This is a genomic window from Agromyces sp. NPDC056523 (assembly GCF_042794545.1).
GTDB lineage: Bacteria > Actinomycetota > Actinomycetes > Actinomycetales > Microbacteriaceae > Agromyces.
The window spans coordinates 23,989-46,095 of record NZ_JBHTTM010000003.1; the positions used below are offsets into that span (position 1 = coordinate 23,989).

The 22,107-nt window shown below is 72.0% G+C and carries 23 protein-coding genes; 13 read left to right on the plus strand and 10 right to left on the minus strand.

Annotation, left to right across the window (positions count from 1 at the left end):
* Positions 1-70 precede the first annotated feature (70 nt).
* On the minus strand, positions 71-889 hold the full coding sequence (locus ACFQ58_RS10990) for a hypothetical protein (RefSeq protein ID WP_376951146.1): 819 nt from the start codon (positions 887-889) through the stop codon (positions 71-73).
* A 115-nt stretch (positions 890-1,004) separates the two neighbouring features.
* On the opposite strand from ACFQ58_RS10990, the gene ACFQ58_RS10995 reads away from it, so the two are divergent.
* The 6 genes from ACFQ58_RS10995 (at position 1,005) to ACFQ58_RS11020 (ending at position 7,344) form a co-directional block, all read left to right on the plus strand.
* Positions 1,005-1,640: a VOC family protein gene (locus ACFQ58_RS10995; RefSeq protein WP_376951147.1), complete on the plus strand. Its 636-nt coding sequence runs from the start codon at positions 1,005-1,007 to the stop codon at positions 1,638-1,640.
* A 45-nt stretch (positions 1,641-1,685) separates the two neighbouring features.
* Positions 1,686-2,549, plus strand: coding sequence for a DNA-formamidopyrimidine glycosylase family protein (locus ACFQ58_RS11000; protein WP_376951148.1), 864 nt, complete (start codon positions 1,686-1,688; stop codon positions 2,547-2,549).
* Between the two features lie 2 nt (positions 2,550-2,551).
* Positions 2,552-2,989 (plus strand): hypothetical protein, encoded by a 438-nt coding sequence (locus ACFQ58_RS11005; protein WP_376951149.1) that lies wholly within the window; start codon positions 2,552-2,554, stop codon positions 2,987-2,989.
* A gap of 208 nt (positions 2,990-3,197) precedes the next feature.
* Positions 3,198-4,319 (plus strand): caspase family protein, encoded by a 1,122-nt coding sequence (locus ACFQ58_RS11010; RefSeq protein ID WP_376951150.1) that lies wholly within the window; start codon positions 3,198-3,200, stop codon positions 4,317-4,319.
* A complete protein-coding gene (locus tag ACFQ58_RS11015; RefSeq protein WP_376951151.1) occupies positions 4,306-5,751 on the plus strand; it encodes a hypothetical protein in 1,446 nt (481 codons plus the stop codon). Before ACFQ58_RS11010 ends, ACFQ58_RS11015 begins: the two co-directional genes overlap by 14 nt.
* 69 nt (positions 5,752-5,820) lie before the next feature.
* Positions 5,821-7,344: a hypothetical protein gene (locus ACFQ58_RS11020; RefSeq protein WP_376951152.1), complete on the plus strand. Its 1,524-nt coding sequence runs from the start codon at positions 5,821-5,823 to the stop codon at positions 7,342-7,344.
* Between the two features lie 9 nt (positions 7,345-7,353).
* On the opposite strand, the gene ACFQ58_RS11025 is transcribed toward ACFQ58_RS11020, so the two are convergent.
* Positions 7,354-7,752: a nuclear transport factor 2 family protein gene (locus ACFQ58_RS11025; protein ID WP_376951153.1), complete on the minus strand. Its 399-nt coding sequence runs from the start codon at positions 7,750-7,752 to the stop codon at positions 7,354-7,356.
* 66 nt (positions 7,753-7,818) lie between these two features.
* Between ACFQ58_RS11025 and ACFQ58_RS11030 the strand changes: the two genes are divergently transcribed.
* Genes ACFQ58_RS11030 through ACFQ58_RS11040 form a run of 3 tightly spaced genes read left to right on the plus strand, consistent with a single transcriptional unit; the run spans position 7,819 to position 10,357 of the window.
* Positions 7,819-9,156, plus strand: a complete 1,338-nt coding sequence (locus ACFQ58_RS11030; protein WP_376951154.1) for a serine hydrolase domain-containing protein — start codon at positions 7,819-7,821, stop codon at positions 9,154-9,156.
* A gap of 58 nt (positions 9,157-9,214) precedes the next feature.
* Positions 9,215-9,838, plus strand: coding sequence for a GyrI-like domain-containing protein (locus ACFQ58_RS11035; RefSeq protein ID WP_376951155.1), 624 nt, complete (start codon positions 9,215-9,217; stop codon positions 9,836-9,838).
* 39 nt (positions 9,839-9,877) lie between these two features.
* Positions 9,878-10,357 (plus strand): GNAT family N-acetyltransferase, encoded by a 480-nt coding sequence (locus ACFQ58_RS11040; protein WP_376951156.1) that lies wholly within the window; start codon positions 9,878-9,880, stop codon positions 10,355-10,357.
* Here ACFQ58_RS11040 and ACFQ58_RS11045 read toward each other — a convergent pair.
* Positions 10,332-10,787 (minus strand): hypothetical protein, encoded by a 456-nt coding sequence (locus tag ACFQ58_RS11045; protein ID WP_376951157.1) that lies wholly within the window; start codon positions 10,785-10,787, stop codon positions 10,332-10,334. The genes ACFQ58_RS11040 and ACFQ58_RS11045 overlap by 26 nt on opposite strands.
* 76 nt (positions 10,788-10,863) lie before the next feature.
* Between ACFQ58_RS11045 and ACFQ58_RS11050 the strand changes: the two genes are divergently transcribed.
* On the plus strand, positions 10,864-11,784 hold the full coding sequence (locus tag ACFQ58_RS11050) for an oxygenase MpaB family protein (protein ID WP_376951158.1): 921 nt from the start codon (positions 10,864-10,866) through the stop codon (positions 11,782-11,784).
* Between the two features lie 70 nt (positions 11,785-11,854).
* On the opposite strand, the gene ACFQ58_RS11055 is transcribed toward ACFQ58_RS11050, so the two are convergent.
* The gene (locus ACFQ58_RS11055) at positions 11,855-13,282 is read right to left on the minus strand and encodes an MFS transporter (protein ID WP_376951159.1); all 1,428 of its coding nucleotides are present in this window, start codon (positions 13,280-13,282) and stop codon (positions 11,855-11,857) included.
* 118 nt (positions 13,283-13,400) lie between these two features.
* Between ACFQ58_RS11055 and ACFQ58_RS11060 the strand changes: the two genes are divergently transcribed.
* A complete protein-coding gene (locus ACFQ58_RS11060) occupies positions 13,401-13,970 on the plus strand; it encodes a TetR/AcrR family transcriptional regulator (RefSeq protein WP_376951160.1) in 570 nt (189 codons plus the stop codon).
* Positions 13,971-13,976: 6 nt separating this feature from the next.
* Here the strand turns inward: ACFQ58_RS11060 and ACFQ58_RS11065 are convergent, their stop codons facing one another.
* The gene (locus ACFQ58_RS11065) at positions 13,977-14,549 is read right to left on the minus strand and encodes a hypothetical protein (RefSeq protein WP_376951161.1); all 573 of its coding nucleotides are present in this window, start codon (positions 14,547-14,549) and stop codon (positions 13,977-13,979) included.
* 182 nt (positions 14,550-14,731) lie between these two features.
* Here ACFQ58_RS11065 and ACFQ58_RS11070 point away from each other — a divergent pair, with 182 nt between their 5' ends.
* Positions 14,732-15,514, plus strand: coding sequence for a DUF4239 domain-containing protein (locus ACFQ58_RS11070; protein ID WP_376951162.1), 783 nt, complete (start codon positions 14,732-14,734; stop codon positions 15,512-15,514).
* A gap of 19 nt (positions 15,515-15,533) precedes the next feature.
* Here ACFQ58_RS11070 and ACFQ58_RS11075 read toward each other — a convergent pair whose 3' ends face one another.
* The gene (locus ACFQ58_RS11075; protein WP_376951163.1) at positions 15,534-16,418 is read right to left on the minus strand and encodes a hypothetical protein; all 885 of its coding nucleotides are present in this window, start codon (positions 16,416-16,418) and stop codon (positions 15,534-15,536) included.
* 239 nt (positions 16,419-16,657) lie between these two features.
* On the opposite strand from ACFQ58_RS11075, the gene ACFQ58_RS11080 reads away from it, so the two are divergent.
* Complete coding sequence (locus tag ACFQ58_RS11080; RefSeq protein ID WP_376951164.1) at positions 16,658-18,970, plus strand: glycoside hydrolase family 3 C-terminal domain-containing protein; 2,313 nt, start codon at positions 16,658-16,660, stop codon at positions 18,968-18,970.
* Positions 18,971-19,070: 100 nt separating this feature from the next.
* Here ACFQ58_RS11080 and ACFQ58_RS11085 read toward each other — a convergent pair whose 3' ends face one another.
* From ACFQ58_RS11085 to ACFQ58_RS11100, 4 genes are all read right to left on the minus strand, one after another.
* Positions 19,071-19,835, minus strand: coding sequence for a DUF2306 domain-containing protein (locus ACFQ58_RS11085; protein ID WP_376951165.1), 765 nt, complete (start codon positions 19,833-19,835; stop codon positions 19,071-19,073).
* A 79-nt stretch (positions 19,836-19,914) separates the two neighbouring features.
* Positions 19,915-20,862, minus strand: coding sequence for an NAD(P)/FAD-dependent oxidoreductase (locus tag ACFQ58_RS11090; protein WP_376951166.1), 948 nt, complete (start codon positions 20,860-20,862; stop codon positions 19,915-19,917).
* Positions 20,863-21,639: a VOC family protein gene (locus ACFQ58_RS11095; protein WP_376951167.1), complete on the minus strand. Its 777-nt coding sequence runs from the start codon at positions 21,637-21,639 to the stop codon at positions 20,863-20,865.
* Positions 21,640-21,775: 136 nt separating this feature from the next.
* On the minus strand, positions 21,776-22,099 hold the full coding sequence (locus ACFQ58_RS11100) for a hypothetical protein (protein WP_376951168.1): 324 nt from the start codon (positions 22,097-22,099) through the stop codon (positions 21,776-21,778).
* Between the last annotated feature and the right edge of the window lie 8 nt (positions 22,100-22,107).

A 22,107-nucleotide genomic window follows, 5' to 3' on the forward strand; every position in this document is an offset into this window, starting at 1 on the left:
GACGACGGGGCGCACATCGGCCCGCAGGCCGGACCTTCCTCGGCCGATCGGCCGATGCGGTCGATCGCGCTCAGCTCGGGGCCGTGAGCCGCCACGTCGTGGCCGCGTTGCCGTCGAACCCCACGCCGCGACTGCGAGCGGGATCCCACGTGCCGACGAGCGTGCCCGACTTCGGTCCCATGTCCTGGACCTGTGTCCACCGTCGCTGCGCGCCATCCCACAGCCAGGTGTGGTCGTCGCACGCGACCGCCCCCTTTGGCGACGAGAAGGTGCAGCGCACGACCGACGCCGGACCCATGTCGCTCACGGGCACCCAGGTGTCCTGCGCGAACATGAACGTTCGCCACGGCTGCGCCGGCGTGATGCTGCCGACCAGGAGCAGAGTCCCCGACGGGACATCGAAGACGAGCCTGGGTTCCCCGAGCGTCGGACCCGCGTCCTGCAGCTGCGTCCACCGCGTGCCGTCCCAGAGCCAGGTGTCCGTTCCGCCGTCGCCGCCGAACAGGATCGTACGGCCGGTCGCGCGATCGAGTGTGAGTGCGGCCCCGCCGCGAGGTCCAGGGCCGGAATCCTCGACCTGCGTCCACGTCTCGCCGTTCCACTGCCAGGTGTCGCCGAACACCTGGGCGCCGCGTCGGCCACCGAACAGCAGCACCGTGCCGTCGAACGCCTCCGACATCGCGGCGTCGTGCCGTTCAGAGGGACCGATGTCCTGAGCCATCGACCAGAGGTCGCCGTCCCATTCCCACGTGTCGCGGAGGAAGCCGCCGTTGACGAGGCCGCCGAAGAGCACGACGCGCATGTCTCCGGGATGGAACGCGATCGACGGCTCCACACGGGCACTCGGGCCCATGTTCGAGACCTGGGTCCACATCCATTGACCTGCCACGCCGCCAGAGTAGGCGCGACGACGTGCGACGGGTCGGGTCCTTCGGCCCGAGGCCGTCCGCATCGATCACGAATCGAGAAGCGCCAGTCGACCCCGCGGACCTACCGTCGAGCACATGAACACCACCGACTCCATCACCATCACCTCCATCGACTCCGTCACGCTCGACGCCGCCGATCCCGAGGCCGCCGCCGCCTTCTACCGTGACGCGTTCGGGCTCGACGCTCGGGTGCGCACGCGAGCAGCGGATGCCGCGAGCGAGGGCTTCCGCGGATTCACCATGTCGCTCGTCGCATCGCAGCCGGCGAACGTGACCGCGCTCTTCGAGGCGGCGGTCGCCGCCGGCGCCACGGTGCTCACGCCGCTCACGAAGTCGCTCTGGGGCTTCGGCGGGGTCGTGCAGGCACCGGATGGCGCGATCTGGAACCTCGCCACGTCGACGAAGAAGGACACCGCTCCGGCGAGCCGCGAGTTCGAGCACCTCGTGCTGCTGCTCGGCGTCGAGGACGTCGGCGCCAGCAAGAAGTTCTACGTCGACCGTGGGCTGAAGGTCGCGAAGAGCTTCGGCAGCTACGTCGACTTCGCCACGCCGTCGAGCCCCATCGGCCTCGGCCTCTACAAGCGGCGCGCACTCGCCAAGTCGGCCGGCATCGCATCCGAGGGCTCCGGTTCGCATCGGATCCGCATCGACGGTGCCGGCGACCCGTTCGTCGACCCCGACGGGTTCGAGTGGGGAGCCGCGGAGCACTGAGTCGAGGGCTGGCCGGGCGTCGGAGGGTCGTGCGATGCTGGCCGCATGCCCGAGTCGCCCGAGGTGCAGATCCTCGCCGAGGAGCTCGACAGCGCGTTGACCGGTCGTACGGTCACCGACGTCGACGTCGTCGAGTTCCGTGTCACGAAGACGCGCGCACGACCGTTGACGTCGCTCGTCGGCGAGAAGGTCGCGGGCGTGAATCGGCACGGCAAGCTCATCGACCTCGCGCTCGCCGGCGACGCGGGCCACCTCGTGGTCTCGCTCGGTCGGCACGGGTGGGCGCGCTGGGCCGAGGGCGCGGCGTCCCCCGACCCTGCCGCGGGCGGCGACGAACCGCCGCCCCCGGCGCTCGTCGAGATCACGTTCGACGACGGGCGCACGCTCCAACTCACCGACGCAGGTGACTTCGTCTCGCTCGGCGGATGGATCGTCGATGATCCGTTCGAGGTCCCCGCCGTCGCCAAGCTCGGCCCCGACCCCGCGGCCGACGAGTTCTCGCAGGCCGACTTCGACGCCGCCACCGTGGGCCGCCGCAAGCAGGTCAAGGCGGTGCTGCAAGAGCAGGAGTCCCTCGCGGGCATCGGCAACGCGTACTCCGACGAGATCCTGCACGCGGCGAAGGTGTCGCCCGTGGGGCACGCGGCGGCGCTCGCCGACGACGAGCGCGCCCGCCTGTACCAGGCGACGGTCGACGAGATCCGGTCCGCGATCGACGCGCGCCGCGGCATCCCGATCGACCAGCTGAAGGGCGCGAAGGTCGCGGCCATGCGCGTGCACGGACTCGCGGGCGAGCCCTGCCCGCGGTGCGGCGACACCATCCGCGACTTCACGTTCGGGAGCGCGACCGCGCAGTACTGCGCGACGTGCCAGACGGATGGCGCGGTGCTGCCGCTCCGCGAGGGGTGACGGTGGCGCAGCAGGTCGTCGTGGTCGTCGACGTCGCGAACGTCATGGGTTCGCGCCCCGACGGCTGGTGGCGCGATCGCGCCGGCGCGGCCACCCGGCTGCTCGCCGGCCTGCCCGACCTCGTCGACCGCGAGGTCGACGGGCCACATACGGACGCGGACGCCGACGCCGATTGGAGGGGCGAAGGCCGCGTCCGTATCGAGCGGGTCGTCGCGGTCATCGAGGGCGCGGCGAAGGCGGCCACCGCTCCCGAAGGAGTCGAGGTCGTGCGGGCTCCGGCGGCCGGGGATGACGCCATCGTGGACTCGGCCCGTGACGCCGCGGCATCCGGTGCTCGAGTGCTCGTCGTCACCGCCGATCGCGGCCTACGGGCCCGGCTCGTCGACATCGACGCCCTCATCGCCGGCCCCGGCTGGCTGAACGCGTTGCTCGGCCGCTGAGCGCGCGAGTCTGCGCCCGCGACGCGGGGCGACGCCGCGCGTGCAAGATCCCACCGAAACGGGGGATGGAGCCGCACCGCTCCACGGCAGTACGCTCAGCCCAAGTGAGGTCGGCTCACGCTGGGACGGTGAACCACTCGGCTCGCTTCGCGTGCCGCAGGGTTCCCACGCCCACGGAGGGCCGAGGTGCTCCGGGGGGAGGGCCGCGATGGCCGAGCACGCGAATCCGTATCACTACGGCGTCGTCGTGGGCATCAACCGGTACCCGGGCGGCTACGCCGCGCTGAAGGGACCGGTCGCCGACGCGCGCGCGTTCGCGGCGTGGCTCACCGATCCCGGCCAGGGCGGGCTCCCGAAGGCGAACGTGCAGCGCGTGATCACGCAGCGTCCGTTCCCGAAGAACCTCGGCGAGGCACGGCCCACGAAGGAGGTCATCGACGACGCGCTGTGGGCGTCGTACAAGGCGCTCCGCTCCCAGCTCGACGCGGCGCCCGAGGAGCAGCGATCCGAGCTGCGGAAGACCTCGCGCCTGTACCTCTTCGTCGCGGGCCACGGCATCATGCCCGGGGGTGGGGACGCCGCCCTGCTCGACGCCAAGGCGGAGCTCGACCGCCCCACGAACCTCGACCTCGGCCGGTACCTCGACTGGTTCCGCCGCGACGGGCTGTTCGCCGAGGTGTGCATCTTCGCCGACTGCTGCCGCGGCTTCGAGCTGCTCGCCGAGCCGGGTTCGCCCGGCTTCGGCCGCGCCGGACGGGCTCCCGAAGCGGTGCGGTTCCTGCTCGCGCTCGCGACGAGCGCGGGCGAGCTGTCGTTCGAGGACGCGACATCCGACCCGGATGAATGGCGCGGGCACTTCAGCTACGCCCTGATGCAGGGGCTGGGCGGCGCTGCTGCCGACCCCGACACCGGATACGTCACGAGCGACGCGCTCATCGCATACGCGCGACGCATCGTCACCGATCGGACCGCGGGGCTCGGATCGGGCCGCCAGCAGTCGGTGCCGGAACCCGTGCTGAGCGGCACGCTCAGGTTCGGACCGGAGCGCTCCGTCGCCGAGCCAGCGGCGAACGGCGGCCCCGCTGCTCCGCCCGGTCGCGAGGCCCGCAAGGTCGTCATCGCGTTCCGGCGCCGACGGCGAGGCATGGTCGAGCTCGTCGCACCCGACGGCACGACCCAGGTCTGGGACATCGCCGACGGCCCGTGGACCGTCTGGCTGTACGACGGCACCTGGTACGTCCAGCACGCGGGGAAGCCGATGCACACCACGGGCTTCGCCGATGACGGCGTGTTCACGATCACCGGGGAGGGGCGCGATGTCTCCCTCTGAGAAGCGCGGCCACCTTCGGATCACCTCGCCCGGGGCCGACATCCAAGTGCTCGACGCGTACCTACGGCCGGTGCCGAAGGCCTCGGGCGTCGGCAACGTGAACGCCTCGCTCGCGCCCGGTGCGTACACGGTCGTGAGCACGCTCGAGGGTGCGAGCGTCTCGCGAGACCTCCTCGTGCGACCCGGCAGCGACGAACCGGTGGCGCTGGACGTCCCCCTCGTGCCGGCGGCGCCCGTCTACCGGCTTCCCACCGCGAACGAGACGCACGGCGACCTCGCACGCGAACTCAGCCGGGCGCGACCGGCAGTCGGAACGTCCGCGCTCGTCATCGTGCTGCGCGGACTCAAGGGCCACGACATGGCGCCGCTCGAGCAGTCGCCGGAGATCTCCGACTGGGATGGCGCGCCCATCGTGCTCCCTGCGCCGCGCTTCGAAGAGGTCCGACGCCGCAGGTCGCCACGCGCGGTCGGATGGCGCGTCGACCTCGAACCCGGCGCCTATCGCGTGCGATGGAAGCGGACCGGCACGCAGCCCGCGGAGCACACGCTGTGGGCTGCGGCGGATCGCAAGACGCTCGTATTCGTCCCGCAGGGCGCGAGCGGGCCGGATGTCGCGGGAATGTCGATGCACTTCCTCGCGCGGACGCGCGCCTACGAGGACGGCAATCCGCAGACCGAGACCGTCGAGCTCGCACTCTCGATCCTCCGACGCGGAGCCCGGCGTCGCTTGCTCGAGGACGCGAATCGGATGCTGGGCGCCCGCACGCCGCTGACCGCGCAGCTGTTCGCCGCGGCAGCCCTCGCGTCGCACGCGGACGCGGCATCCGACGAGCGCGTCGGCCCGCGCCTGGCGGCCGCGGTCGGACGCCTGCACGACGAGCTCGGCGACATGCCCGACGTCCTCGCGCTCGGCCGGGCGGTCCCTGCGAGCGGGGTCACCGGTTCATCGGACGTTCCGCCGATGCTGAGCGCGTGCATGGACATCCTGCTCGCCGCGGACCGCGACGATCCCGACGTGATCCCCGCCGGCTCGGTCGTCGAGACCGCGGCGGGCGAGCAGTATGCCTGCCGCCCCTGGTTGCTGTGGCGTCCGCTCGAGGTCGAGGCGTTCGTCGCATCGCGCGCGTCGCGCCAGCGGTGGGCGACCGAGGAGGCGTTGTACATCCCGGCGTTCCGGCCCGCCGACGGCGGGGCCGGCGGCTTCGAGGAGCTTCCCATGATGCCGGCGCCGCCCCCCGGGCCGCCGACGATGTCCGAGCCGGTCTCGCCCACCGTCATGCGCCGGGTGGAGGAGGTCGTCGCCGAAGCGGCGCCGCGCCTCGAACTGCCGGTACGCGACGCTGCCGAAGAGCTCGGGGCCGAGGAGATCGCGAACCGGCTCGAGGTGCCGACCGCGCTCGTGGAGCGCAGCCTTGCAGAACTGTACGGGTAGGGCGCGCCGAACGCGCCGCAGGACAGCCGGCCGGACGGCGGCCGGAACTCACCGGGGGAGGGACCGACGATGGCCGAACACATCATCCGCACGGGCAAGGACGGCGAGCTCGAGAACCTGACCGCTGCCGACATCGACGAGATGGTCCGCGCCGCCGTCGAGAAGGGCCGCATCGTCGTGTACTTCCACGGCGGGCTCGTGCCCGAGGCAGCGGGCACGACCACCGCGAAACGGCTGGGCGCCGAGTTCACCGATGTCGGCGCGTACCCGGTCTTCTTCGTCTGGCGATCGGGGTGGCTCGAGATCATCCGCAACAACCTCTTCGAAATCGCCAAGGAGGATCTCTTCGAGCGGCTCCTGCGGCGGGTCGTCTCGTGGGCCGTCGGCAAGGCCCGCGCACCGGAAGGCGGGCGCGGCACCGCTCTGCCGACCGAGGGCGAGGTGCGCGATCAGCTCGCGCAGCGGCGGCGCATCGAGGCTCCGGAGACGGGCGAGGAACCCTTCGCGGACGAGTCGACCGCTCACACCGCGGAACTCTCGAAGGCCGACGAGGAGGCATTCGTCCGCGACATCCAGATCGACACCGAACTGAACAAGGCACTCGCCGGGGCGTTCGCCGCTCGTGACAAGCCGATGAACCAGGAGGGCTCGCGCGGCGTGCCCGACGTGCCGCCCAAGCCGACCCGGATGGACGACGATGTGCTCGACGAGATCGGCGAGGGGGTGGCGGATGGCGGAGCACGCGGTGGCCTCAGCATCATCGCGCTCGCCCGCAAGGCGTTCCAGGTGCTCAACGCCGTCGTCGCCCGGTTCCGCGACGGAACCGATGCCGGGGTGTACCCGACCGTCGTGGACGAGCTGCTGCGCGTCTTCTACGTCGGCGACGTCGGCGGCGCCCTCTGGAACGCCATGAAGAAGGAGACCGAGGACACCTTCAAGGCCGGCGGCGATCGCGGCGGTCGCCTGTTCCTCGACGCGCTCGCGAAGCACCTGCCCGACGATGGCAGCGTGAAGATCTCGCTCGTCGGCCACTCGACGGGCGCGGTATTCATCGACAACCTGCTGCGGGATGTCGCGCGCCGACGGCGCGAGAACGAGACGCCGCTGCCCGAGACGACGAAGTTCCAGGTCGTGCTGCTCGCACCCGCCGCGACCACCACGCACTTCGCCGAGACGCTCGCGCTCGCCGAGCCCATGGTGGAGCGGCTGCGCATCTTCACGATGGATGATACGAGCGAACGGGCCGACCGGGTCGCCGGCGCGGTCTACCCGCGTTCCCTGCTCTACCTGGTCTCAGGGGCGCTCGAGCGGGATGCCAAGGAGAAGTCGGCGCTGGTCCCGCTGATCGGCCTGTCCCGCTACCTGTCCGCGAAGGAGGACGACGACCTCAAGCGCGTCCTCGCGTCGCCATTGAAGAAGTCCGCGCTGCTGCAGGAGACCCGCACCTACCTGATCGTGAAGGACCGCGTCGTGCTCTCGCCGACCGGGGATGATGCGCTGCCCGGATTCCGCGCGAAGGCGCTGAGCCACGGCGCGTTCGACAACGAGAAGCTGGTCATCGAGAGCGTCACCGGGATGATCAAGGAGTGGTGATCGAGCCTGCTACACCGAGACCGAGTCGGCGTGGCGGTGCACGACGCGCCAGTCGCCGTCCTCCTTGCGGTATACCTGCGTCGCGCGCAGCGTGAAGGTGCGCGGCCGGCCGTCGATCGACGCCGTCATGCGCTCGAAGCCGACCGTGTAGGCCATGTCGCCCACGACGTCGTACGAGATCAGCTGGAGGTTCCAGTCGGTGCAGTCCGAGAAGCTGCCCGCGAGCACCTCGAAGGCCTCGACCAGCTCCTCGCGCCCGACGGCGTTCTTCCAGGCGCCGAGCACGCTCACGGGCGGAATGTGCGACCAGATCGCCCGGCGTGGGCCGTCGTCGCCGCTCATCATCGCCCGCTCGGCGCCCACAAGGTCGCGTTGCACCCAGGCCAGGAACTCGTCGCGCTCGCTCATGGGTTCAGGATCCTCCGGCTGGGCGCGCGACACAATGACCGCGCCGCGCGCTGCTAGCATCCGCTGGTGCGCATCCTCCGCCGCGTCGTCGCCGTCGTCGCCGTCCTCGTGCTGGTCGTCATCGCCGCGTTCACCGGCGTCTACCTGTGGCAGCAGCCGATCCTGCTCACCGGGACCGGATACGCGGCGCACAACGCCTGCGCCGTGACCGAGGTCGCCGGCCGCGACGACCCCGCGACCGACCTGCCGCCGAACCCGCTCGTCCCGTACCTCCGTGTCGACGGGTCGGGCGACCCGACGGCCGCGTCGCTGCTGGGCGCGCTCGCTCGGCAGAAGGCCTGGTACGCCGAGGGCTTCGGCTGCACGCTCGCCCCGTCGCGCCCCGACCTCGGCGCGGCATCCGCCATCGACGCCGGGGCCAACCCGTTCACCGACGCGCCGGCGCCGACGCCGAACCCCGCCCTCGACGAGGCCATGGCCGCGGCGTTCGGCGGCGAGGACGAGATCCTGGCCGGGGCGCTCGGCACCCGCGCGGTCGTGATCGTCAAGGACGGCGAGCTCGTGGCCGAGCGCTACGCCGACGGGTTCGACGCCGACACCCGGCAGCTCGGCTGGTCGATGTCGAAGAGCGTGGCGAGCCTGCTCACCGGCGTGCTCGTCGAGCAGGGCGTCGTTTCGCTCGACGACGACCACCTGCGCCCCGAGTGGACCGACGACCGCGCGGACATCACGATCGAGCAGCTGCTGCGCATGACGAGCGGCCTCGAGTGGGACGAGACGTACGACCTCGGCACCCCCATCACCCGCATGCTCTACCTCGAGCCGAACATGGGCGACTACGTCGCGAGCCTGCCCCTCGTGCACGAGCCGGGCTCGGTGCAGCTGTACTCGAGCGGCAGCACGACGCTGCTCTGCGACATCCTCACCGAACGCACCGGCGTCGGCGCCGACCTGCCGCGGCAAGAGCTGCTCGGCCCGCTCGGCCTGACGTCGGCGGTGCTCGAACCGGATGCCTCGGGCACGCCGGTGTGCTCGTCGTACGTGTGGGCGACCCCGCGGGACTGGGTCGCGATCGGGCAGTTCGCGCTGCAGAACGGCGAGTGGAACGGCGAGCAGCTGCTGCCGCGCGACTGGATGCTGCAGAGCCTCACCGTCACCGACGTCGCCGAGACCGACGACCCCGGCTACGGCATGGGATGGCGCACCAACACGATGCCCGACGGGACGCTGCGCTGGCCCGAGCTGCCCGCCGACACCTACTACGCGGCCGGGCACGACGGGCAGAAGATGCTCATCGTGCCGTCCGAGCAGCTCGTCGTGCTGCGAATGGGATTCACCCCCGAAGCCAGCGAGGAAGACTCGGTCGTGCAGCTCGTTGCGGACGCGATCGCCGCGCTCGGCTGATCTGGCGTCGTCGCCCTTCCGGTCGCCCGTTGACCGCGGGCGGGCGTAGCCTGCCTCCATGCCCGACGAGAAGGTCGACCTCAAGCGCATATACCGCGAGCTGTATGCGCCATCCGCGCGGGAGTTCACGCTCGTCGACGTGCCGCCCATGCGGTACCTCGCGGTCGACGGTCACGGCGACCCGAACACCGCGACGGCGTACGCCGAAGCGGTCGAGGCGCTCTACGCCGTGGCGTACGCCGTCAAGTTCCGCAGCAAGAAGCAGCTCGGGCGCGACTTCGTCGTCGGTCCGCTCGAAGGTCTCTGGCGCGCCGACGACCCGGCGACCTTCGTGACCCGCGAGAAGTCGGCATGGGACTGGACCATGCTCATCGCGCAGCCCGACTGGATCGGCGACGCGCTCGTCGCCGACGCGATCGCGGCCGCCCGCGCGAAAGGCGACCGGCCGGCGCTCGACCTCGTCGAACTGCGCGAACTGCACGAGGGGTCGGCCGTCCAGATCCTGTACCTCGGCTCCTACGATGACGAGGGGCCGACGCTGGCACGACTCCACGACGAGTGGATGCCGCAGCACGGCCTCACCTTCGCCGGCGACCACCACGAGATCTACCTCAGCGACCCGCGCCGCACCGCGCCCGAGAAGCTGAAGACGGTGCTGCGCCAGCCGGTGCGGCCGGCGTGACGGATTCGGCGCCCGGCGACCTTTCGCGAGAATGGAGGGGTGACGACCCCCGCCTCCATCACCATCGACCGCGGCGACCTCGCCGACGAGCGCGTGCTGCGCCTGCTCCGCGACCACCTCGACGACATGTTCGCGACCTCGCCGCCCGAGAGCGTGCACGCGCTCGACGTGTCGGGTCTCGAGGTGCCTGAGGTCACGTTCTGGACGATCGCGGAGGAGGGGGACATCCTGGGCTGCGTCGCCCTGAAGGAGCTCGACCCCGAGCACGGCGAACTGAAGTCGATGCGCACGGATGCCGCGTCCCGCGGTCGCGGGCTGGGTGCGCGCCTGCTCGAACACGTGCTCGCCGAGGCGGCCCGCCGCGGGTACCGTCGCGTGAGCCTCGAGACGGGGTCGCAGGACTTCTTCCGCCCGGCGCGCAGGCTGTACGCGAGGTACGGCTTCCGCGAGTGCGGCCCCTTCGGCGACTACGTCCTCGATCCACACAGCGTGTTCATGACGCTGGAGCTCCCGGCGTAGCACCGGGCGCGTCGTCGGCCTGGTCCTGCCGGTCAGCGTCGGCGTCGTCGTCCTCGTCGTCGCGGCGCGGGGTCATCGCGAGGACCACGCCGAGCGGCGCGATGATCGGGGTGGCGAGCAGTGCGAACAGCGCCCATTTGTCGCCGCCGGAGTACATGAGTACCCGGCAGATCGCCGGCGAGGCGACCAGGATGGCCGTCCACCAGCGGCCCCCGAGGGCGATCGCGCCGATGCCGGCGCCGAAGCTGGCGAGCATGGCGACGAGCGCGAGCGGCTCGGCCCAGGGGTGGGCGTTCGGAATGCCGATCGCGCCGAACCCGTGGAACAGCTCGGCGACGATGACCACCGGCCCGGCCGCGATCGCCACGGCGGCCCAGGTCGCGCGCAGTGCCCAGTGGGCCGCTGGGCGGTGTTCCGACGTCGACGTCACGGCCACAGCGTAGCGAGCGGACGTTCGCGGCGGATCGTCAGCCACGCCGCCGCCTGAGCGGGTTACGGTCGGAGGCATGGCCTCGTCGACCACCGAGTCGCGCCGCGCGACGCCGCGTGCTCGGGTGCGCGTTCGGGGGCGCTCGACGCAGCCCGACGACGAGCTCCCGGCGTGGACGCGAGCGCTCGCCGAGGGCGACGACGCCGGATTCTTCGGTCCCGGCAGCGCCGTGTGGGCCGTCAACGGCGCGCTCCCGACGCTCGTCGCCGGCATCCGCGCGCTGCTCCTGCAGACCCTGCACCCCGGCGCGATGGCGGGGGTGCACGACCACTCCCGGTACCGCGAGGATCCGCTCGGACGCCTCGACGGCACCATCCGCTGGGTCGCCACGACGACGTTCGGCGACCGTCGGCAGGCGACGGAGGCCTGCGCCTTCGTGACGCGCCTGCACGGGCGGGTGCGGGGCACCTACACGGATGTCGCGGGTGAGACGCGCCCGTACGCCGCCAACGACCAGGACCTGCTGCGCTGGGTCCACGACGCGTTCACTGAGGCCTTCATCGGCGCGCACCAGGTGTGGGGCCGACCGATCCCCGGCGGGCCCGACGCCTACGTGCGCGAGTGGGCGCAGGCCGGGCGGCTCATGGGCGTCGAGGAGCCGCCGACGACGGTCGCCGACCTGCACGCCGAGCTCGACGCGTTCATCGGCGGCGCGAGGGTCGACGAGCGCGTGACCGAGGCCGTGCGGTTCATCCGCAGGCCGGGGCTTCCGGGGCTGACCGGATGGCTCTACCCGATCCTCTTCGGCGGCGCCGTCGCGTCGCTCGACCCGCGGTACCGCCGCCTGCTGGGCCTTCGACGACCGTGGTGGCCCGCGATCACCCTCACCCGGCTCGTGCTCGCGACCGGGGAGCGGGTGCTCGGGCGCATCTCGCCGAGCGAGCGGCACGCGCGACAGCGCATCGCGCTGCTCGAGGCGGCGGCGCCCGGCGCCTGAACGGCGCGTCGCGCCATCCGCCGCACGTGACCCGATAGGCGGCCGCGGACTCGCCGCCGACGACCAGGGGTCAGGCGGCTTCGGCGAGTTCCTCGAGCGGCGACTCGACGACCCGGATCGCGCGAGCCGCGGGACGCGCCGGGCGGCTCCGGCCGAGGAACGGCATGAGCCCGCCGATCACCGCGAGCACCGCGCCGATCACGAACGCCGACACGTAGCCCGATTCCGACGGCAGCCCGCCCGCGCCGAGGCTCGCGCCGATCGCGGCGGCGAACACCGTGGTGCCGATGGCGCCGCCGATCGTCCGGATGTTCGCATTCATGCCGGTCGCGATGCCGACCTGGTCGGCGGGAACGCTCCGCACGATCAGGTTCGGCGTCGACGACGTGACCAGCCCCGTGCCGAGGCCGAGCACCGCGGCCGCCGCGGCGAGCAGCAGGATGTCGCCGTGGAACAGCGCGATCGAGAGTGCGGCGGCCGCTGACAGGAAGGCGCCGATCGTCAGCTGCGCCGAGAACGGGAGCACACGGCTGAGCGGCCCGGCGACGAAGCCGACCGATGCCATCGTGACCAGCATGGGCAGCATCATCAGGCCGGCGGCGCTCGCGTCGATGCCCAGGCCGTAGCCGCTGGCGGCCGGCGTCTCGGCGAGGCGCGGCAGGTACGCCCACACGCCGAACATCGCGGCGCCGGTGAGCAGCGCGGTGACGTTCGTCGTCCACACCGCGGGCAGGCGCATCACGCGCATGTCGACGAGCGGGTTGCGCGAGCGGAGCTCGACGGTCACCCAGGCGGCGGCGAGCACGGCGGATGTCGCGAACAGGGCGATCACGAGCGGCGAACCCCAGCCCCACTGGTTGCCCGAGCTGAGCGGCAGGAGCAGTGCGATGAGCCAACCCGACAGGAGCGCGGCCGCGAGCACGTTGATCCGTCCGGAGGAGCGACTCGACGACCGAGCCAGGCCGAGCGCGCCGACGGCGAGCCCGCCGAGCGCGAGCGCGAGCGGCAGCGCGAAGAGCCCGCGCCATCCGATCGCCGCGGACACGGGGCCGGCGATCACCGTGCCGAGTCCACTGCCGACGGCCATGATCGCCGAGAGTCCGCCGATCGCGCCGGCGAGGCGCTGCGGCGGGAAGGCGTCGCGAACGAGCCCGAAGCCGAGCGGGAACACCGCGCCGCCGAGGCCCTGCAGCACACGGGCGATCAGCATCACGGCGAGGTTCGGGGCGAACGCCGCGAGGACCGAGCCGACGGCGACCGCGCCGAGCGCGAGGAGGTACATGCGGCGGCGGCCGACGAGGTCGCCGGCGCGGCCGAGCAGGGGAGTGGCCACCGCGGCGGCGATGAGCCAGGAGGTCAGCATCCACGTCTGGCCCACGGCGTCGGCGCCGATGTCGGAGCCGATGTCGGAGAGGACGGGGATGATCAGCGACTGGAGGCTGGCGACCGCGGTGAAGCTCGTGGCGACCGCGATGAAGGTGAGACGGGTGGGTGGCATTGCGCCTTCCATTCAGGTGCCGGGCAGACTGCCGGGCTTATACTGGAGGGAGTCTCCGATCGGAGGCTGCCTCCGGTTAGAGTAGCGGAGGCAGCCTCCACTTCGCAAGTGAGGTGTGATGACCGACCCCGCGCTCAGCGCGCTGCTCGACGCCCGGCGCCCGACGCGCGCCGACGCGCGCCGCAACTTCGACGCCCTCGTCGAAGCCGGCCGCGATGCGTTCGCCGAGCACGGCGTCGACGCGTCGCTCGAGGACATCGCCCGGCGGGCCGGTGTCGGCATCGGCACGCTGTACCGCAACTTCCCCACCCGCGACGCGCTCGTCGAGGCGGTCTACCTCGACGAGGTGGCCGGGGTCGCGTCGTTCGCCGACGGCCTCGGCGATGCACCGCCCTTCGACGCGCTCGCCGCATGGCTGCGCCGGTTCGCCGACTACGCGAGCCGCAAGCGCGTGCTGCTCGAGGGGCTCAATCGCGACTCCGAGCTGCTGAAGACCTGCCGCAACGTCATGTACGAGTCCGGCGAGCCGCTGCTCCGGAACGCCCAGGAGGCCGACGTCGTCCGCGCCGACATCGGCATCGACGACGCGGTGCGCCTGGTCGCCGGCGTCGCCGGCGTCGCGTTCCCGACGGCCGAGCAGCGCGAGCGGGTCGTCGACCTGGCGCTCGACGGTCTGCGCGCCAGGTAGCGCCCTTCAGTCGGGCGCGCGGGTCGACGTCGGATCGTCGGCACCCGAACCGACCTCGACCTCGGTCACGCCGATGCCGGGCGGCGGCTCGATCGGGTCCCGTCCGGCGATCCGCCGAACGGTGACCGGCTCGTCCGCCGCGTGTGCGGTGCCATCCGCCGCCGCCCGTTCGCTCGTCGGCGCCGGAGCGACCCACCTCTCCTGCGGGAGCGAGCGCGTCGTCGCCAACACGATCACGAGACCGACGATGACGAATGGGATGGCGGGCCACGCGGCCCACATCGGCTCATTCCCCCCGCCGAGCAGGCTCGCGAGCACGACGAAGATCGCTGGGCTGGCCACGAGCATCGCGCCCCACACCGAGCCGCGCAGCACCGCGGCGAGCCCGGCACCCACGCTCAGCAGGAATCCGAGGGCGATGAGCGGGCCGCCGTACCACTCCTCCGCGTAGCTCGGCACGGTGCCGCTGAACACGCCGACGACGCCGGCGAGCATCGCGGGAACAGCGCCGAGTGCCGCGAGCGCGAGCGCGGCATCGGCGAGGAGGGACGGATGGCGCGCGGCGGGGTCGCGGTTCATGGCGCGAGCATAGGGCGCGGCCGTCCGGGGTGTCATGCGGGCGCGCACTGAGCCCCGCGCGGGGAGGCCGGTCGACCGCTCAGCCGCACGGGTCTGGCGGAGGCAGGGCTCCGGTCCTAGGCTGTGGCGCATCGCGGGGCGAGCGCACGCCCCGCGGCGCTGATCCGCGGGGGAGGGGCGGCGTGAACTGGTTGGTGAACACCAGCGTGTGGATCACACTGCCGCTCTTCGTCGGCGGATTCGTCCTGATCTCGTGCCTCATCGTGCTCGCGCTGCGGCCGCTGGTGAAGCGACTGGTCAAGGACCGCAGGGAGTGGGACCGCACGCTCGGCCACGTGATCGGCACGTTCGGCATGTTCTTCGGCATCCTGCTCGCCCTCGTCGCGGTGTCGGTGTACGAGAACTACGCGGCCACGCGTGACGCGACCGTCGAGGAGGCCGGGCAGATCGGCGCGCTCTACCGGGCCACGACCGCGTTGCCCGACGACATCGGCGAGCCCATGCGCGAGCTCATCGACGACTACACGGTCGCCGTGATCGAGGAGGACTTCCCGATGCAGCGCGAGGGCGTGCTACCCGACGCGAGCCTCGACGAGGTCGATGCGATCGAGGACATCATGCACAGTTTCGAGGCCGAGACGCTGAGCGAGCAGGCCGAGTACAAGCAGGTCCTCGAGTCGTTCGACGTCTTCATCGAGTCCCGCCGCGAGCGGATCGATGCGACCGCGCTCTCGTTGCCGACGCTGATCTGGGTCGTCATCTGGGTGGGCGCCGCGGTGAACGCCATCCTGGTCGGGTTCATCTCCGTCGAGGGCAAGCGCCTCCACCTGCTCATGGCGGGCCTGCTCGCGCTCTTCATCGGCCTCGTCATCTTCGTGACCGCCGACATGGACTTCCCGTACGCCGGAACGGTGGCGGTGGACGCGGGCGCCTACGAACGCGTGTACGTGCAGATCGTCGAGTGACGGATGGCGCGGCGCGCGTTCAGCCCGCGCCGACCTCGCCCTCCCAGAACCCCGAGCCGTCGCCGTCGGGCGACGTGATCTGCCAGGGGAGCGCGCCGTCGCCCGGCTCGACGCCCTCGCGCAGGTCGGGGTCGACGAGGCGCCCGGCGATCGTCTCGGCCTCCGCCGTGGTGACGCGCGCGATGTAGAGCTTCGGATGCTGCGGCCCCTCGAGCAGCACCTCGGCGTGCGGGTACTCGGTCGTGATCGCGACGAGCTCGTCGATGAGGTTCCGCGACGTCACGCCCTCGAGGTGCGAGAAGCGGAGCAGCGGCTGCTCCGAGCGCAGCGCGAACGAGCCGCCCTGGGCGAACAGCGCCGTCTCCATGAGTGCGTCGAAGCGCTCCGCGACGCGGTCGGGTTCGAGCAGGGCAGCGTACGGCCAGCCGTCGATGAACGCGAGTCCGACGACGCCGTCGACCTCGGCCGCGTCGAGCAGGCCGCCGACCGTGCCGCGTGCGGTCGCGGCATCCGTCTCGGGCGTGATCTCGAACGACCACCACGGCTCGACGAACGTCGCTTCGGCGGCGGCGGATGACTCGGGCGCGTCGGCCGTGAGCGTGATCGGGTCCTCCCACTCGAGGCCGGCGGCGATGCCCGGCACCTGCTCGGCCGTCGCGAGCACGTCGTCGCGCTCGGCGCCGGCGTCGAACGTGACGGTCGTGTAGCGGGGGTTCTCGTCGGCGGGCTCCATGCCGCCGATCTCGACGGATGCCACGCCGGGAAGCTCCGCGAGATCGGCCTTCAGCTGCGCCTCCGGATCGGCCGGCGGCTCCTCGGCGGCCGGAGCCGCGCAGGCCGCGAGCGCGACGGCGACGAGCGCCGCGAGGGCGGTGAGGCGGAGGCGCGATGCGGTAGGGCGCATGCTTCGAGCATGACGGATGATGCCGGGCAGACCCAATCGGAGGGTGGGGTCCGTCGTCATGGGCTTGGCGGGCGACTCGTGGCCGGACATCGTCATGGGGCTTGCGGGCGACTTTTGAAACGTGCCAAACTGTGGATCGGTCTACAATGTAGATCGGTCTACAAATCTCGCGACGCCGATACCTACGCCGGCGTCGCTTCGCGATCCACCTTCGACGGAGAGGGAAGAACACGATGCAGATGAGCCGGATGCACGACGGGCCGCGAGCCCGATCGCGGCGGCGCCTGGCGGCGCTCGTCACCGGCGCGGTCATCGCCTCGAGCGGCATGATCGCCGTGGCCGGGATGCCGGCCGCGGCGGAGGACTGCTCGACGGTGCCGTGGATGGACACCACCGCGAGCTCGGAGGAGCGAGCGAACGCGCTCCTCGACGCGAGCTCGCAGCACCAGAAGTACCGCTGGCTCGTGGAGCAGCCGGCGAACGACCCGACCCGGACCACCTGGCCCGCCGGCTTCACCGGCGAGGCGCCCGTCGTCTACCCGGCCCAGCTCGCCTGCACGCCGGTCGTGATCTACGCCAATGGACCCGACGGCGTCTACGGCAAGGCGGGCACGACCGCCTGGCCCGGCCCGATCGCCGTGGCCTCGACGTGGAACCTCGAGCTCGGCGAGGAGAAGGCGATCGCGCACGGCAGCGAGTCCTTCGACAGCCGCAGCGCGGTCGTGCTCGGCCCGGGCATCGCGAGCGGCCGCACGCCGCTCTCCGGTCGCGGCTCCGAGTACTTCGGCGAGGACCCGCTGCTCTCCGGGCTCATGGCGGCTGCCAACGTCCGCGGCCTCGAGCAGGGCAACGCCGAGAAGCCGGTCGTCGCGAACCTCAAGCACTACGTCGCGAACGAGCAGGAGACCGACCGCGAGGAGAGCTCGTCGAACATGGACGAGCGCACCCTGCGCCAGGTCTACGACCTGCCCTACGAGATCGCCGTCAAGGAATCCGACCCGGGCAGCGTCATGTGCTCGTACAACCAGGTCAACGGCGTGTACGCCTGCGAGAACCCGATCCTCACGACGAGCCTCGGCGAGCAGGCCGGGTTCGACGGCTACGTGATGAGCGACTTCGGGTCCGTCCACTCGACCGTCGCGTCGCTCGACGCCGGCCTCGACCAGGAGCTGAACCGTCCGGTCTGGTACACCCCGGCACGCCTCGACGCGGCCCTCGCCGCCGGCGAGATCAGCCAGGACCAGATCGACCAGGCCGCCTTCGACGTGGTGCACACCTACATCGAGAAGGGGCTGTTCGACCACCCGGTCCCCGCGACCGCCATTCCGAACGTGTCGACCGCCGAGCACAAGGCGCTCGCCCGCGACATCGCCGAGCAGAGCACGGTGCTGCTCAAGAACGACGACGTGCTGCCGCTGGCGGATGACGCGCCCACCGTCGCCGTCATCGGCCAGACGGCGTCGAAGACCGCCACCGGCGGCGTCAGCGCCAAGACCGGCTGCGCGTGGTACCTCGTGTTCATTCGCGGCACCGCGCTCAACTGCGACGCCATCGCCGATCCGCTCACGAGCATCACCGAGCGCGTCGAGCAGTCGGGTGGCGAGGTCCTGTACAGCAACGGCGCCGACCTCACGCAGGCGGCGTCGGTCGCGGCGCAGGCGGATGTCGCGATCGTCTTCGGCCACTACACGATGGGTGAGACGACCGACCTGGCCGACCTGCACCTCGACGCGAACGGCGACGCGCTCATCGAGGCGGTGGCCGCGGCATCCGACCGCACCGTCGCCGTGCTGAACGCCGGCAGCGCCGTCGAGATGCCGTGGATCGACGACGTCGACGCCGTGCTGCACGCCTGGCACTCGGGCGAGCAGTTCGGTCCGGCGCTCGCGGGCCTCCTCTGGGGCGACGTGAACCCGTCGGGCAAGCTGCCGATGACGTTCCCGACGTCGCTCGCCGACACTCCGACGGCGCAGTCGCCCGAGCAGTACCCGGGCGTCTTCTCCGACGGCTCGACGGTCCGACCTGCGGGCTCGACCGAGATCCGCCAGGTCGAGTACACGGAGGGCCTCGAGGTCGGCTACAAGTGGTACGACGAGCAGGGCATCGAGCCGCTGTTCGAGTTCGGCCACGGCCTGTCGTACACCTCGTTCGACTACTCCGACCTGAAGGTGAAGGTCGACCGCGACCGCACGGGCGAGCGCGGCGTGGCCACGGTCTCGTTCACGGTCACCAACACGGGCGACCGCGACGGCGCCGAGATCCCGCAGGTCTACCTGACGCTGCCGGATGCCGCGGACGAGCCGGGCAAGCGCCTCGTCGGGTTCGACCGCATCGAGCTCGCCGCCGGCGAGAGCACGCGCGTCGAGGTCGTCGTCGACTCGGCGGCGAGCAACCGGCCGTTCTCCATCTGGGATGTCGACGCCGACGAGTGGGTCGCGCCGAAGGGCCGGTACGCCGTGTCGGTCGGCTCGTCGTCGCGCGACATCGCGCTCGACACAACGCTGCAGCTGAACCTCACCATGCCGGCTGCGTCGGCGAATGGTCGCGGCTGATGCGTTGACGCGCTGATGCCGTGATGGCGTCCCGGTGCAGGGACACGGCGGGCGTCCGACCTTCTCCCGGAGGTCGGGCGCCCGTCGCCGTGCCGCCCGGCTATGCGACGACTGCGGTGGGCTGGTACGACGGCAGGCCGCGGCGCCGGATCAGCCACTCGGCCACGACGAGGTTCGGCAGCCAGGCGAGGAACGGCACCACCGCGTACGCGTTCGCGAAGGCGGCACCCGCATCGAATCCGTCCGGCCCCGCGAATGGGATCTGCGCGACGATCAGCAGCGGCAGCCAGATCCGCAGCGTGACGGCCGAGTAGGTGAGGGCGAAGTTGCGCATCATCCAGGCCCGATGGCTCGCGACATCCCTCGCCCGGATCGCGCGGTACCCCCGCCAGCCGGTCAGCAGCCACAGCACGGCGAGCGTCCCGAAGCCGACCAGTCCGACCAGCCCGGCCTGGTTCACCGGCGCGAGCACGAGGCCGGCGACGGCTGCCGCGCCGACCGCGACGAGGTAGGTGCGGCCGATCGATCGATGCACGAGCGGATGGCGCGTGCGCAGGCCGCGCCAGAACTGCAGCGGCCCCAGCACGAGCGCGAGCCCGCCGCCGACGACGTGCACGTAGAAGGCGACGAGCACCGGCAGCGGGCGTCCATCGTACGAGGAGGCGAGGCCGCCGGACGACTCGGCCAGCGGTGCGGTCAGGTACGGCACCACCGCGAACGCGGCGATGCCGAGCGAGGTGAGGAGGATCCAGGTCCAGCCGATGCGGGCCCCGAGTCGTCGGTTTGCGCGAGAACGGCTGACGGTGTCGACCGCCGGCTCAGCGGATGCGTCGACGTCGCGGCTGGTGGTCGAGGTGGCGGTCATGCGCCGACGGTATCGACGTGTCGGCCGGCGCCGACATGCGGCGAACCCCCCGATCGCCCAGGTGGTTGGCCGCCGCGCGTCAGCCGGCCGCGGCGACCGCGGCGCGGATGTCGGCGTCGATGAGATCGGCGTTGATGGCGGCACCGGCCGTGTTGCCCGCGGCCATCGAACCCGGCACGGTCGCGCGCGCCGACACGACGTTGCCCGCGGCCCAGACGCCGCGCACGCTGGTGCGGCCGTCCTCGTCGACGAGCACCCAGTCCACGCCGTCGTTGCGCATGCGCCGGGCCCGGACCTGCTGCAGTACGTCGTCGTTCGGCTCGGGGCGGGGCGCGACGAAGATCACGTCGACCTCGCGCTCGGTTCCGTCGTCGTAGTGGATGGCGCGCAGGCGGCCGTCGCCGTCGGCGACGACCTCGGTGACCGCGCGCTCGTCGACCGTGATGCCGCGGGCCTCGAGCGAGGCGCGGGCCGGCGCGGGCAGGGCAACGCCGTGAGAGTGGAACACCACGTCGGACGAGAGCTGCCGCAACAGCTGCGCCTGGTGCGCGTTGGCCGCCGACGTCGGGATCACGGCGATGCGCTGGTCGCGCACCTCCCACCCGTCGCAGTACGGGCAGGAGACGACGCCGGAACCCCAGTGGTCGGCGAGTCCTGGGATCTCGGGGAGCCGGTCGCGGAGCCCCGTGGCGACGAGGATGCGGCGCGTGGTGTGCCGCTCACCCGACGAGAGCACGACCTCGAACGCCGGTTCGTCGTCGTCGGCAGGCGTGACCGTCGCCACGGTCGCGGACTCGATGACGACGTCGTCGTACCGCGTGAGCTCGGCCCGGCCCGCGGCGAGCAGGTCGAGCGGCGAGGTGTGGTCGCGCCCGAGCACGCCGTGCATGTGGCCCGCGACGCGATTGCGCGGCTCGCCGCCGTCGACGACGAGCACGCGACGGCGCGAACGACCGAGCATGAGCGCGGCGCTGAGTCCCGCGCTGCCACCGCCGACGATGAGGACGTCCCAGGCGGTGCCGCTCATCTACACGGCCCCTTCGGCGTCGGACGCGAGCACGAAATACGCTCCGGTCGGGTCGGTGAGCCCGGCGCGCCGGCCCGCCGGCAGGTCCCACGGCGGCACGACGAGCGTCGCGCCGGCGGCGATCGCTCGTTCCACCGCGCGCTCGAGGTCTTCGACGCCGAACGCGACGCTCCACGACGGCGGCAGGTCGGCGCCGAGCAGGTCCTTCGCATCGAGGATGCCCGCGTAGTTGCGATGCGCGTGCGTATAGACGCCGTACCGCGGCTCGCCCTCGCCGTGGTCGACGCTCCAGTGGAACGCGTGCGCGTAGAACCGCTCGGCCGCGTCGAAGTCGCTCGCGGCGAGCTCGAACCACGCCGGCGTGTCGACCGCGCCGAACGCGTCGAACCCCGCGAGCCCGCCCGGCTGCCAATAGCCGACCACGGCGCCGGTCGCATCGATCGCGAGGCCCATGACGCCCATCTCGGGGATGTCGATCGGCTCGAACAGCACGGTGCCGCCGGCTTCGGCGACGCGCTCGCTCGTGGCGGCGGCGTTGTACGTGAGCAGGTAGACGGTCCAGTGCGGCGGCGCCGGGTCGGAGTCCTGCCGCACCGCCGCGCCGGCGACACGCTCGCCGTCGCGGCGGAAGGTCACGTAGCCGCCATAGCGGTCGTCGCCGTGCTCGGCGGTCCAGCCGAAGAGGGCCTGGTAGAACGCGACCGTGCGCTCGAGGTCGGTCGTGGTCACGTCGACCCAGGCCGGGGCACCGGCGACGAGGTCATCGGGTCCGGGCATGCGCGGCTCCTGTCGGGTGCGATCGGCATCGGCGGCCGCGTGGGCTGCCGTCGAGCGCGATGCTAACACCGCGCGCCGACTCCGCGGGCGGAAGGCGTTCTGGCACGTTCGCGTCATCCGGAGCCCGTCGAGCGGCTCATCTCGGCGTGATGGAGTCGACGAACGCGAGACCTTCCTCGGCGACCTCGCGCCAGCGGTCGGCGCCCGCCGCGAGCGGCACGACCGCCCACTCGGCCATCGGCCGGCCGCGCATGACCATGTTGTCGAGGCCGAGCTCACCGACGCGGTCGCGGTCGAGCTTCACGACCAGGTCGCCCGCGTGCGAGGTGAAGGCGAAGAACTTGCCGCGGATCGACAGCCCGTCGGAACCGAACATGCGGCCGAATCCGACGCCGGTCCGCGCGAGGAAGTCCGGCGCGATCTCATCGAGCAGGGCTCGCCCGCGTTCCCGATCGTCCATGACCCGAC